Raw genomic sequence first — 12,996 nt, forward strand, 5'->3', positions numbered from 1 at the left:
ATAGTGCAAATGGGGCCTAAATAGCACATCGACCGGCGCGCCTTTCCACCGCCGGGCGCGCGATGTGATAGAGGCCGCTGCAGGGGCTCAGCCGGCGAGCAGTCGGTGGACCACCGTGTCGGCGAGGAGCCGGCCCCGGCGGGTGAGGACGATCCGGCCGTCCTGGACCGCGGGCATCCCCTCGACCAGGCCGTCCGCGACGAGCGAGGCGAGTGTCGGGCCGGCCGGCCCCCGCAGCTCGCTCGCCAGCAGCCCGTCGACGAGTCGGCTGCCGAGCATGACCCGTTCGTCGTAGCGCTCGTCAGCGCTCAGCGTCTCGCGGGCAAGAGCCGGCGAGACCCCCGACCCGAGCCGGGCGGCATACGCGCTCGGGTGCTTGACGTTCCACCACCGCACCCCGCCGACGTGGCTGTGGGCGCCCGGCCCGACCCCCCACCAGTTGGCCCCGGACCAGTACCCGAGGTTGTGGCGACACCGCGCCGCCTCGGACCGTGCCCAGTTGCTCACCTCGTACCAGCCGAAGCCGGCCGCTCCCAGCACCTCGTCGGCCAGCTCGTACTTGTCCGCCTCGTCGTCGTCGTCGGGCAGGGCCACGAGCCCGCGGCGGACCTGGGCCGCGAGCTTCGTGCCCTGCTCCACGACCAGGGCGTAGGCGGAGACGTGGTCGGGATCGAGGGCGACGGCGGCCTCGAGGCTGCGCCGCCAGTCCTCGAGCGACTCCCCCGGCGTGCCGTAGATGAGGTCGACGCTCACCTGCAGGCCGGCCCGGCGCGCGGCGCGGACGGCGCGAGCGACGTTGTCCGGGTCGTGGGTCCGCTCGAGCGTGCGCAGCACGTGCGGCACGGCCGACTGCATGCCGAGGCTCACCCGCGTGAACCCACCGGCGGCGAGCTCGGCGAGGCCGGCAGCGGTGACGGAGTCGGGGTTGGCCTCGGTCGTGACCTCCGCGCCGGGGGCAAGCCCCCACCGGCTGCGGATGCCGTCGAGGACCCGCACGAGGTCGCCCGGTCGCAGCATGGTCGGCGTGCCGCCGCCGACGAAGACCGTGGACACGGCAGGCGCGTCCGGCCCGAGCACCCGCTCGGCAAGGTCGAGCTCGTGCAGCGCGGCGTCGGCATAGGTGTCGAGGCCGATGCTGGCGCCCGGGCCGCCGAGCTCGCCGAGGGTGTAGGTGTTGAAGTCGCAGTAGCCGCACCGCACCGAGCAGAACGGCACGTGGACGTAGACCCCGAGGTCGGTCGACGTGAGCCCGGCGAGCGCCTCGGTCGGGAGCGTGCCCGAGGCCGGGGCGGGGTCGCCGTCGGGAAGGGCGGAGGGCGGCATACGGCCCATTGTCTCAGCCACGCGACGGGGTCCCGGCCGATGCTGCGCGACGTCCCCGCAAAGTGCGGGCAGGGGCTCACGTATCGTCGAATGGTGCACCAGCCCAACTGGATCGAGCTCGCCGGTGTCGTCAACATGCGCGACCTCGGTGGGCTCCCCACGGCGTCCGGGGCGGCGGTGCGGCCCAGGCGGCTGCTGCGCTCGGACAACCTCCAGGACCTGTCCCCGTCCTCGGTCACCGAGCTGCTCGAGACGTATGGCGTGACCGACGTCGTCGACCTGCGCACGCACGTCGAGGTCGCCAAGGAGGGAGACGGCCCGCTGCGCGCGGTGCCGCACCTGCGCTTCCACCACCTCACGCTCTATCGGGAGGACTCCACGCAGACCGGGATCCCTGCCGCTGAGCGCGCCCTGCCCTGGGAGGCCGACGAGCGGCGCGCCGCGACCGGCGCGCAGCGTCCACGTGGCCGGCACCCGGGCCACGACGCCTTCTGGTCCGACCACTACCTGTCCTACCTCGTGGCCCGGCCCGACTCGGTCGTCGCGGCGCTGCGGGCCATCGCCGGCAGCCGCGGCGCCGCCCTGGTGCACTGCGCCGCCGGCAAGGACCGCACGGGGACGGTCGTCGGCCTGGCGCTCAAGGTCGCGGGGGTCACCGACGAGTCGGTCATCGCGGACTACGCCGCGTCGGCCGAGCGGGTGCCCCGCATCCTCGAGCGGCTGCGGGGCCGGCCGGCGTATGCCGCGAACCTGCGGGACAAGACGGTGGCGCAGCAGTCGCCCCAGGCCGACACGATGCGCCTGCTGCTGGGTGCGCTCGACCTGCGCTTCGGCGGGGTGCTCGGCTGGCTGCACGGGCAGGGCTGGACGCCGGCGGACACCGACCGCCTCCGCGACAAGCTGCTCTCCTGAGCAGGGGGTGCACCGGCCCCTACGCCACTGCTGCCTCAGCGGGAGCAGTGGCGTGGCGAGCAGCGGCTACTTCTTGCCCTTGTCGCCGCCGTCGCTGCTGAGGGCCGCGATGAAGGCCTCCTGTGGCACCTCGACCCGGCCGACCATCTTCATCCGCTTCTTGCCCTCCTTCTGCTTCTCGAGCAGCTTGCGCTTGCGGCTGATGTCGCCGCCGTAGCACTTGGCGAGCACGTCCTTGCGGATGGCGCGGATGTTCTCCCGGGCGATGATGCGCGACCCGATGGCGGCCTGGATCGGCACCTCGAACTGCTGGCGCGGGATGAGGTCCTTGAGCTTGGTCGCCATCATGACGCCGTAGGCGTACGCCTTGTCCTTGTGCACGATGGCCGAGAACGCGTCGACGGTCTCCCCCTGCAGGAGGATCTCGACCTTGACGAGGTCGGCGACCTGCTCGCCGTCCGGCTCGTAGTCGAGCGAGGCGTAGCCGCGGGTGCGCGACTTCAGCTGGTCGAAGAAGTCGAAGACGATCTCGGCGAGCGGCAGGGTGTAGCGCATCTCGACGCGGTCCTCGGAGAGGTAGTCCATGCCGCGCAGAGAGCCGCGCTTCTGCTGGCAGAGCTCCATGATGGCCCCGACGAACTCGGTCGGCGCGAGGATCGTGGCGCGCACGACGGGCTCGCTCACCGACGCGATCTTGCCGTCGGGGTACTCGCTCGGGTTGGTCACGCGGACCTGCCTGCCGTCGTCCAGCGTCACGTCGTAGACGACGTTGGGCTGGGTCGAGATGAGGTCGAGGCCCCACTCCCGCTCGAGCCGCTCGCGCACGATCTCGAGGTGCAGCAGCCCGAGGAAGCCGCACCGGAAGCCGAAGCCGAGCGCGGCCGACGTCTCCGGCTCGTAGACCAGGGCGGCGTCGTTGAGCTTGAGCTTGTCGAGCGCCTCGCGCAGGGCCGGGTAGTCCGACCCGTCGATCGGGTAGAGCCCGGAGAAGACCATCGGCTTGGGGTCGCGGTAGCCGCCGAGGTCGGTGCTGGCGGGCTTGCTCGCGTTGGTCACCGTGTCGCCGACGCGCGACTGGCGCACGTCCTTGACGCCGGTGATGAGGTAGCCGACCTCCCCGACGCCGAGCCCCTTGGACGGAGTCGGCTCGGGCGAGATGACGCCGATCTCGAGCAGCTCGTGCGTCGCCCGCGTCGACATCATGATGATGCGCTCGCGCGGGTTGAGGTTGCCGTCGACGACCCGGACGTAGGTGACGACGCCGCGGTAGGTGTCGTAGACGGAGTCGAAGATCATCGCGCGCGCGGGCGCGTCCGGGTCGCCGACCGGCGACGGCAGCTTGGCCACGATCTCGTCGAGGAGCGGCTCGACGCCCTCGCCCGTCTTGCCGGAGACGCGCAGGCAGTCCTCGGGCTCACAGCCGATGAGCTTGGCCAGCTCCTCGGCATACTTCTCCGGCTGGGCCGCCGGCAGGTCGATCTTGTTGAGCACCGGGATGATCGTGAGGTCGTTCTCCATGGCCAGGTAGAGGTTGGCCAGGGTCTGCGCCTCGATGCCCTGGGCCGCGTCGACGAGCAGCACGGCGCCCTCGCACGCGGCGAGCGACCGCGAGACCTCGTAGGTGAAGTCCACGTGCCCCGGCGTGTCGATCATGTTGAGGCAGTACGTCGTCGACGTGCCGTCCGGGGCCTGCACCGCCCACGGCATGCGGACGGCCTGGCTCTTGATCGTGATGCCGCGCTCGCGCTCGATGTCCATCCGGTCGAGGTACTGCGCCCGCATGGCGCGCGCGTCGACGACGCCGGTCAGCTGCAGCATGCGGTCTGCCAGGGTCGACTTGCCGTGGTCGATGTGGGCGATGATGCAGAAGTTGCGGATCAGCTCCGGAGGGGTCGCGTGGGGCGCGAGCGCGGTGCGGGCCATGGGCGACACGGTGGGACGAACCTCGCAGACGGGGAAGTGGTGCGGCGCAAGCCGGCCGGGGCTGGACACGTCAGTCTCCCACGAGTGCGAGCCTCCACGTCGACCCGGGCCAGCAGCCCGCCGGCCGCTACGGTGGCCGCATGCTCCATCGCCGCTTCCCCGCCCTCGGCTTGCTGCGGAGCGTTGCCGACGCCGTGCTGCGGGCCGCCGCGCCCCCTCGGCAGGGGCGCCGATCGGCCGCCGCCGAGCACGCGGGCACGCCGGCCGGCCGCTCGCCTGCGCCGACCCGCCGCGCCTACCCCGGCGACGCCGAGTCGGTGGGCGACACGGCATACGCCCCGAGGCCGGACGGACGACCGGATCCCGGCGAGATCGTGTGGACCTGGGTCCCCTACGAGGAGGACCACTCGCTCGGCAAGGACCGGCCCGTGCTGCTCGTCGGGCGGGACGGCGGGTGGCTCGTGGGGCTGCCGCTGACGAGCAAGGACCACGACCGAGACGCCGAGCAGGAGCGCGCGGCGGGCCGGGAGTGGGTCGACATCGGCACCGGTCCCTGGGACCGCCGCGGACGCCCGAGCGAGGTGCGCACCAACCGGCTCGTCCGGGTCGACCCCGCGGCGATCCGTCGTGAGGGGGCGGTGCTCGGTCGGGCCCGCTACGACGAGGTCATCGCCGCGCTGCGCCGCGCCGAGCGGGCCTGACCGGCCCCCGCGATGACGCAGGGCCCGCCACCGGTCGGTGGCGGGCCCTGCGTCGTGGTGCGTCGGGCGCAAGCGCCCGGTCGGCAGCCTCAGAGCGAGGCGGCCTTCTTGGCCATCGCCGACTTCTTGTTGGCGGCCTGGTTCTTGTGGATGACGCCCTTGGAGACCGCCTTGTCCAGCTTCTTCGAGGCCAGCTTGAGGGCCTCGGCGGTCGCGTCCTTGTCGCCCGAGGAGGCGGCGTCGCGGAACTTGCGGATCCAGGTGCGAAGCTCGCTCTTGACCGCCTTGTTGCGCTCCGTGCGCTTCTGGTTGGTCTTGATGCGCTTGAGCTGCGACTTGATGTTTGCCACGTGAAGGTTCTTTCTTGGTCGGGAGGTATGCCGTTAGAGGGCGGCAAAGCCGCTCGGGACCGGGCGTGGGGCACCCTCGCGAAGCGGCTCTGGGTGGTGCTGCATGCGCGCACGACCTGAGCGCGCACGCAAGGTGCGAATCTACCAGCGCGCCGGGGCCGGACCAAACCGGGATCGCGGCCGGGCTCTCGGGGCAGGGAGCGCACCGGATGCCGCCCTCAGCGCAGGGACCGCGCGCGCGCCACGCTGAGGACCGCCCGCTCGAGGGCGAAGACCTGGTCGCGGCCGCCGCCCTTGATCTCGAAGTCGGCCGCAGCCACCGCCTGCACGGCCACGGCGAGCCCCTCGGCGCTCCAGTGTCCGACGACGCGCCGGGCCCGGTCCACCTGCCACGGGGCCATTCCCAGTGACGAGGCGAGCTGGGCGGAGCTGCCCCGCCCCGCGGCCGCGACCTTGATGAGCTGGCGCAGCTGCCCGGCGAGCACGGCGACGATGGGCACCGGGTCGACGCCCGTGGCGATGGCGTGCCGCAGCAGCCGCAGCGCGTCGCTGGTCTGTCCGGCGACGGCGGCGTCGGCGACCCGGAAGCCGGTCGCCTCCACCTTGCCGCCGTGGTAGGTGTCGACGACGGCCTCGTCCACGACGCCCTCGGTGTCGGCGACGAGCTGGGCGCACGCGGAGGCCAGCTCGCGCACGTCCCGGCCGACGGCCTCGATGAGGGCCCGCACGCCCTCGCCCGTGATCGTGCGCCGGGCCGCCGCGAACTCCCGCTGGACGAAGTCGCTCTTGTCGCGGTCGCTCTTGACGGCCGGGCACTGGACGACGTCGGCCCCACGTCGGCGCAGGGCGTCGAGCACCTTCTTGCCCCTGGGGCCGGTGCCGTGGGTGACGACGAGCAGCACGTCGCCTGACGGGTGGTCGAGCAGGGCGAGCAGGTCGGCCTGCAGCTCGTCCGGGGCCTCGTGCAGGTCGCGCACGACGAGGCACGTCGTGCCTCCGAAGAGCGAAGGGCTCGCGTGCACGGCGAGCGCCCCGGGCTCGTAGGTGGCGGCGTCGAGGCGCACGACGTCGGCACCGCTCGCCCGCGCCCTGGCGACGACGTCGGCGACGACCCGCTCGACGAGCACGTCCTCCGGACCGGTGACGAGCGTCAGCGCGGTCACCCCGTGCGTGGTCATGGGGGCCACTCTCCCACGCGGGCCCGACACCCCGTGCGGGCCCGGCGCGTCACCCGAACAGGTCGGAGGCGGCGAGCCGCAGCCCGAGCTGCTCCAGGCGGGCGGTGATCGTCTCCTCCGGCAGCTCGAAGTGGTCGACCAGCTCCCCGAGCTCCATGCCGGACTCGGCCGCATCGCGCAGCTCCTCGTCCTGCCCGTCCGTCCAGGCGTGCCCCGCGGTCACCGCCGTGCGGGTGGAGGGCGCGCTCGGGGGGCGGCCCGCGACCGGCTTCGGGTGGTCGGTGCCGTCGCCGTCGACGCGGGCGCCGGAGAGCGAGCGCAGCTGCGGCTCCTCGACCGGCACCGGGTCGGGCGCCGCCTCGTCGAGCCGCGCGAGGGCGGCGAGGACCATCGCCTTGTCGGTCGTCGGCCAGAAGGGAGGCAGCGAGCGCTGGAGGAACCCGGCATACCGGGCCGTCATCATCCGCGAGTCGAGGAAGGCCACGACGCCGCGGTCCTCGGCGCGGCGCACGAGCCGGCCGGCGCCCTGGGCGAGCCGCAGCGCCGCGTGCGTGGCCGACACCGCCAGGAAGCCGTTGCCCCCCATCCGCGCGATGGCCTGAGACCGTGCCGAGGCGAGCGGGTCGTCCGGCCTCGGGAAGGGGATCCGGTCGATGATCACGAGCTGGCACGCGGAGCCGGGCACGTCGACCCCCTGCCACAGGGTGATGGTTCCGAAGAGGCACGTCCTTGCGTCCCGGCCGAACTGGCGCACGAGCGTCGCGATCTGGTCCTCCCCCTGGCACAGCACCGGGTAGTCCTCGCCGAGTCGGGCCCGCAGGACCTCCGCCGCCGTCTGGGCGGCCCGCGTCGAGGAGAAGAGCCCGAGCGTGCGGCCGCCCGCGGCCCGGATGAGCTCCTCGATCTCGTCGAGGCTCTCCTCGCTGGGCCCGTCGCGGCCAGGTGGTGGCAGGTGCGCCGCGACGTAGGCGATGGCCTGCCTCGGGTAGTCGAACGGGCTGCCCACGTCGAGCCCCTGCCAGGCGGGGGCGCCGTCGCCGCGGAGCCCGATGGTGCCGGCGACCGCGTCGAAGGTGCCGCCGAGCTCGAGCGTCGCCGACGTGAGCACGACCGTGCGCTCCGCGAAGACCTTCTCCCGCACGAGCGCCGCGACGCTCATCGGCGCCACCCGCAGCACCGGGCCGCGCCGCGGGTCCTGGCTCAGCCACACGACGTCGAGCTCGCGCTCCTCGAGGATCCGCTCGGCGTTCTCGTGGACCTCCTCGACCGCGGCGCGGGCGACCTGGCGAGCGCCGTCGGGCTCCTCCCCCGGAGCCGGCTTGAGGTCGCTCTGCACGGCGCGGGCGGTGTCCCGGACCCGGGCGAGCGCCAGCGACAGGGAGTCGGGCACGCCCGGCAGGCGTCCCTCCCCGAGCGGCTCCAGGGCGGCGGCGAGCAGCCCGCCCGCCTCCTCGAGCGCCGCCGAGGAGTCGGACAGGCGTCCCGCCCGCTTGGCGGCCGCGAGGACCATCGCCCCGGTGAGCTCGTCGGTGATGGTTGCCGTCACGCGGTCGACGAGCTCGTGGGCCTCGTCGATGACGAGCAGGTCGTGCTCGGGCAGCAGCTGGCGTCCCTCGAAGGCGTCGATGGCCATGAACGAGTGGTTGGTGACCACGACGTCGACGTCCGTGGCGGCCGCCCGGGCCCGCTCCACGAAGCACTCCGCGACGAGGGGGCACCTGCTGCCCAGGCACTCGTGGGCCGAGACGGACACCTGCCGCCAGGCCCGCTCCGACACGCCGGGGACGAGCTCGTCCCGGTCCCCCGACTCGGTCTCGCCGGCCCACGCGCGCAGCCGCAGGACCTCCGCCCCGAGCCGGGAGGCCGCGGCATCCACCTGGGCGACGCCGAAGAGCCCATCCTCGTCGTCGGGGAAGCCACCGTCGAGCTTGTGCACGCACACGTAGTTGCGCCGTCCCTTGACGAGGGCGTAGGTGGGGCGCCGGCCGAGCAGCGGCGCCACCGCGGCCGCGACGCGCGGCATGTCGCGGTCGACGACCTGGGCCTGCAGCGCGAGCGTCGCGGTGGCGACCACCGCGGGGCGGCGCGTCGCGAAGGCGTGTGCCACGGCCGGCACGAGATAGGCCAGCGACTTGCCCGTGCCGGTGCCCGCCTGCACGAGCAGGTGCTCCCGCGTCTCGACGGCTTGGGCCACGGCCCGCGCCATGGCGACCTGACCGGGGCGCTCGGTCCCGCCCACCCCGGTCACGGCGGCGTGCAGCAGCTCGTCGAGCGAGGGTGAGGCCATTGGCCCAATGTATGCCGCCGGGCCGGGTGCGGTCGCGAGCCATCCACCGGTGGCAGGTGCGCCCCCGCCCGGCGTGCGGCATTGCCGCACCGGGTGGCGGGCGATTGGATCGAGTCGTGAGCACCCTGCTGCCGACGGACCTCGCCATCGCGGACGCGGCGACCCTGCGCCCGATCGCCGAGGTCGCCGCGCTGCTGCACGTGTCACCGGACCACCTCGAGCCCTACGGCCGAGACGTCGCCAAGGTCGACCTCGACGCCATCGACGCCCTCGCGGACCGGCCGGCAGGTAGGTATGTCGTCGTCACGGCCATCACGCCGACGCCGCTCGGAGAAGGCAAGACGACGACAGCGGTGGGCTTGGCCCAGGCCCTGGCGAGGGCTGGTCAGCGGGCGGTCGTCACCCTGCGCCAACCCTCGATGGGGCCGACCTTCGGCATCAAGGGCGGCGCGGCCGGGGGCGGCTACAGCCAGGTCCTGCCGATGGGGCGACTCAACCTGCACCTCACCGGCGACGTCCACGCCGTGACGGCCGCCCACAACCTGCTCGCCGCCATGGTCGACAACCACCTGCACCACGGCAACCGGCTCGGCATCGACGTCCGCAACATCACGTGGCGCCGCGTCCTCGACGTCAGCGACCGGGCGTTGCGCACCGTCATCGTCGGTATCGGCGGCCGCGAGGACGGGCTGGTCCGGCAGACGGGGTTCGACATCACGGCCGCGAGCGAGGTCATGGTGCTGCTCAGCCTGGCCACCTCCCTCGCTGACCTGCGGGCCCGGCTCGGGCGCATCGTCGTCGGCTACACGAGCGAGGGATCGAGCGTCACGGCCGACGACCTGCACGCGGCGGGTGCCATGGCGGTCATCCTGAGGGACGCGCTGAAGCCCAACCTCCTGCAGACCCTGGAGGGCGGGCCGGCCATCGTGCACTGCGGCCCGTTCGGCAACATCGCCACCGGCACGTCGTCGGTGATGGCCGACCGGCTCGCCATCCGGGGCGGCGACTACGTCGTCACCGAGGCCGGCTTCGGCGCCGACATGGGGGCCGAGCGGCTCTTCGACGTCAAGTGCCGCGTGAGCGGTCTCGTCCCGGACGCCGCCGTCCTCGTCGCGACCGTGCGGGCGCTCAAGGCGCACTCCGGCCGGTGGACGATCAAGGCGGGCAGGGCCCTGCCCGACGGCCTGCTCGACGAGGGCCCCGGCGACGTCGAGGCCGGCCTGCCGAACCTCGCGGCGCACGTCGCGATCATCCGGCGGTTCGGCATCGAGCCGGTCGTCGCCATCAACGCCTTCCCGACGGACTTCGACTCCGAGCACGACGCCATCCGGGCGCTGTGCGAGCGGCTGGGCGTGCGGTGCGCGGTGACCCGGCACGTCGCCGAGGGCGGGGCCGGTGCGCTCGAGCTCGCCCGGCTCGTGATGGAGGCCGCCGACGAGCCGACGCGCTTCCGCTTCCTCTACCCGCTCGACCTGCCGCTCGTGGACAAGATCGAGACCATCGCCACGCAGGTCTACGGGGCGGACGGCATCGACGTCAAGCCGGCCGCCGCCAGGGCTCTCACCGCCTACGAGCGGCTCGGCTTCGGGGATCTGCCCGTCGTCATCGCCAAGACCCACCTGTCCATCTCGTCGGACCCCGCGCTCCGAGGCGCGCCGCGGGGGTGGCGGATGCCGGTCCGCGAGGTCCGGGCGGCGCTCGGCGCCGGGTACGTGTATGCCGTCTGCGGCGACATGCGCACCATGCCGGGACTGCCGACCTCCCCCAACGCCGAGCGCATCGACCTCGCCGCGGACGGGTCCGTCGTGGGGCTGTGCTGACCGCTCAGGTGCGGCCGTCGGCGGCCAGCGGCCCGCCGTCGACCCGGCGGGCCATCGTCACGGCGTCGCGGTAGTCGCGACCCCCCAGCCACAGCGCCGAGGGGCTGCGGCCGACCTCGGTCCAGCCGGCCGCGGCGTAGAAGTCGCCGAGACCCAGGCCGCCGCGGTACTCCAGCTCGAGCAGCTCGACGCCGGGCAGCTCGCGACGCGCGAGGCCCACCATGCCGGCGAGCAGCAGCCGCCCGAGATTGCGGCCGCGGGCGGCCGGGTCGACCATGAGACGACCGAGCCGGGCCACGTGCGAGAAGGGCAGCGCAGGGTCGTGCCGCCAGAAGGCCAGCCCCAGCAGCCGGCCGTCCGGCTCGACGAGGGCCGCGGCGAGGCCCCTGCCGGTCGCGGCGTCCGCGAGGTGCACGTCGAGCGCTGCGCGCACGTCCGCCCGGGACGCGCCGGGCACGAAGCCGACCGCGCCGCCGGAGTCGTTGACCCTCACCCACAGGTCGAGCAGCTCGTCCACCGGAGCCGTGTCCGGGTCGAGCAGCCGCACGGTGGGCGCGGCGAAGTGCAGCATGGCGGGCGCGTCGGGAGGGTCCAGGTGGTGACGCAGGGTGCCGACCGGCCTCAGCCCGGCTCCCCGGACGGTCGCGAGGGAGGCGGCGTTGTGCTGATGGACGACCGCGGTGAGCGGCAGCTGCGGCCGGTGCTCCACACCCCACGCGACGACGGCGCGCGCCAGCTCACGTCCGAGTCCGCGCCCGAGGCGGTCGGGGGCGAGGCGGTAGTAGAGGTTGAGGTAGCGGTCCCCCTGCTCCTCCTCGCGCAGGCCGCCCCATCCGATGACCTCGCCGGTCGCGCGGTCGACGACGGCGGCATACGACAGGCCCTCGCTCGCCCACTGGGCGATGTCGCCCGCGAGCCGCTCCCGGCACCGCTCCGGCGTCGGCATGGTGTGCGGCGCGTGCGCGTAGGTGCGGGGGTCGGTGTGCAGCCTGACGTAGTCCGGCAGGTCGGACGGGTCCGGGGGCCGCAGCTCGAGCCGAGGCGTGCGGATCCACAGGTCGGCGGGCATTCCCGCCCGCTCAGACGGCGTAGGCCGCGAGGTCGGCTTCCATGGCGGGTGTCACCTTGGCGCGCACCCTCGTGCCGTCCGCGACGTGCTCGCTCGCGAGGATCTCGCCGTCCTGGTGGATGCGCGACACGAGGTCACCGCGGTCGTAGGGCACGAGGACGTCCATCTCGATGTCCGGCTTGGGCAGCTCCGCGTCGATGAGCGCGCGCAGCTCCTCCAGGCCCGCGCCGGTCCGCGCGGACACCGCGATGGCGTGCTTCTCGTGCCGCAGGAGGCGGTCGAGGACGTGCGGGTCGGCGATGTCGGCCTTGTTGACGACGATGACCTCCTTGATCCGGTCACCGCCGACGTCGGCGAGGACGTCGCGGACCGCCGAGATCTGGCCCTCCGGGTCCGGGTGGGACCCGTCGACGACGTGGAGCAGCAGGTCGCAGTCGCCGACCTCCTCGAGCGTGGAGCGGAAGGCCTCTACGAGCTGGTGCGGCAGCGAGCGGACGAAGCCGACCGTGTCGGCGAGGGTGTAGGCGCGCCCGTCGGCCGTCTCGGCGCGGCGCACCGTCGGGTCGAGGGTGGCGAAGAGCTGGTTCTGCACGAGCACGCCGGCGCCGGTGAGCCGGTTGAGCAGCGAGGACTTGCCGGCGTTGGTGTAGCCGGCGATCGCGACCGACGGCACGCCGCCGGCGCGGCGGGAGTGCCGCTTGGTGTCGCGGGTCGTCTTCATCGCACGGATGTCGCGCTTGAGCTTGGCGATCTTGGTGTTGATGCGGCGCCGGTCGAGCTCGATCTTCGTCTCACCGGGGCCGCGCGAGCCGATGCCCTCACCGCCGGCGACCCGGCCACCGGCCTGGCGGGACATGGACTCGCCCCAGCCACGCAGGCGCGGCAGGAGGTACTCGAGCTGGGCCAGCTCGACCTGGGCCTTGCCCTCGCGGCTCTTGGCGTGCTGGGCGAAGATGTCGAGGATGAGGGCCGTGCGGTCGATCACCTTGACCTTGACGACGTCCTCGAGCGCGCGCCGCTGGCTGGGCGCCAGCTCGCCGTCGCAGATCACGGTGTCCGCGCCGTGCTCGATGACGAGGTCCCGCAGCTCCAGCGCCTTGCCCTTGCCGAGGTAGGTCGCCGGGTCGGGCCGCTGCCGGCGCTGGATGACGCCGTCGAGCACTGTGGAGCCCGCGGTCTCGGCGAGAGCGGCCAGCTCGCGGAGGGAGTTCTCGGCGTCCTCGGCCGATCCCTCGGTCCAGACCCCCGCGAGGACCACCCGCTCCAGGCGCAGCTGGCGGTACTCGACCTCGGTGACGTCCTGCAGCTCGGTCGACAGGCCGGCGACCCGCCGCAGCGCCTGGCGGTCGGCGAGGTCGTACTGCTCGCCGTCGACGTCGTTGTCGACGAAGTCGCCGTCGATGTCGTTGTCGGAGGAGTCGGCGTCGAGGTCG

10 protein-coding genes are annotated in these 12,996 nt (G+C 73.6%); 3 read left to right on the forward strand and 7 right to left on the reverse strand.

Translation table 11 applies throughout. The features are described 5' to 3' along the window. Positions 1 to 87 precede the first annotated feature (87 nt). Positions 88 to 1,323 (reverse strand): radical SAM family heme chaperone HemW, encoded by a 1,236-nt coding sequence (gene hemW, locus VFJ94_RS02180; protein WP_325002533.1) that lies wholly within the window; start codon positions 1,321 to 1,323, stop codon positions 88 to 90. A 93-nt stretch (positions 1,324 to 1,416) separates the two neighbouring features. Between hemW and VFJ94_RS02185 the strand changes: the two genes are divergently transcribed. Beyond that, positions 1,417 to 2,235, forward strand: a complete 819-nt coding sequence (locus tag VFJ94_RS02185) for a tyrosine-protein phosphatase (protein ID WP_325002534.1) — start codon at positions 1,417 to 1,419, stop codon at positions 2,233 to 2,235. 66 nt (positions 2,236 to 2,301) lie between these two features. Here VFJ94_RS02185 and lepA read toward each other — a convergent pair whose 3' ends face one another. Continuing rightward, positions 2,302 to 4,158, reverse strand: a complete 1,857-nt coding sequence (gene lepA, locus VFJ94_RS02190) for a translation elongation factor 4 (RefSeq protein WP_325002537.1) — start codon at positions 4,156 to 4,158, stop codon at positions 2,302 to 2,304. Between the two features lie 140 nt (positions 4,159 to 4,298). Between lepA and VFJ94_RS02195 the strand changes: the two genes are divergently transcribed. After that, positions 4,299 to 4,859 (forward strand): type II toxin-antitoxin system PemK/MazF family toxin, encoded by a 561-nt coding sequence (locus VFJ94_RS02195; protein WP_325002538.1) that lies wholly within the window; start codon positions 4,299 to 4,301, stop codon positions 4,857 to 4,859. Between the two features lie 89 nt (positions 4,860 to 4,948). On the opposite strand, the gene rpsT is transcribed toward VFJ94_RS02195, so the two are convergent. From rpsT to VFJ94_RS02210, 3 genes are all read right to left on the reverse strand, one after another. Beyond that, a complete protein-coding gene (gene rpsT / locus VFJ94_RS02200; protein WP_325002539.1) occupies positions 4,949 to 5,209 on the reverse strand; it encodes a 30S ribosomal protein S20 in 261 nt (86 codons plus the stop codon). 218 nt (positions 5,210 to 5,427) lie between these two features. Next, the gene (gene holA, locus VFJ94_RS02205; RefSeq protein WP_325002540.1) at positions 5,428 to 6,387 is read right to left on the reverse strand and encodes a DNA polymerase III subunit delta; all 960 of its coding nucleotides are present in this window, start codon (positions 6,385 to 6,387) and stop codon (positions 5,428 to 5,430) included. Between the two features lie 49 nt (positions 6,388 to 6,436). After that, complete coding sequence (locus VFJ94_RS02210; protein WP_325002541.1) at positions 6,437 to 8,674, reverse strand: ATP-dependent DNA helicase; 2,238 nt, start codon at positions 8,672 to 8,674, stop codon at positions 6,437 to 6,439. Between the two features lie 116 nt (positions 8,675 to 8,790). On the opposite strand from VFJ94_RS02210, the gene VFJ94_RS02215 reads away from it, so the two are divergent. After that, positions 8,791 to 10,494 carry a formate--tetrahydrofolate ligase gene (locus tag VFJ94_RS02215; protein ID WP_325002542.1) on the forward strand — a complete coding sequence of 568 codons (1,704 nt, stop codon included), beginning with the start codon at positions 8,791 to 8,793 and terminating at the stop codon, positions 10,492 to 10,494. A 4-nt stretch (positions 10,495 to 10,498) separates the two neighbouring features. On the opposite strand, the gene VFJ94_RS02220 is transcribed toward VFJ94_RS02215, so the two are convergent. Further along, positions 10,499 to 11,563: a GNAT family N-acetyltransferase gene (locus VFJ94_RS02220; RefSeq protein WP_325002543.1), complete on the reverse strand. Its 1,065-nt coding sequence runs from the start codon at positions 11,561 to 11,563 to the stop codon at positions 10,499 to 10,501. 10 nt (positions 11,564 to 11,573) lie between these two features. After that, positions 11,574 to 12,965 carry a GTPase HflX gene (gene hflX / locus VFJ94_RS02225; protein ID WP_325002545.1) on the reverse strand — a complete coding sequence of 464 codons (1,392 nt, stop codon included), beginning with the start codon at positions 12,963 to 12,965 and terminating at the stop codon, positions 11,574 to 11,576. Positions 12,966 to 12,996: the final 31 nt, after the last annotated feature.

Origin of the sequence: Intrasporangium sp. (assembly GCF_035688975.1) — a bacterium.
GTDB lineage: Bacteria > Actinomycetota > Actinomycetes > Actinomycetales > Dermatophilaceae > CALMNV01.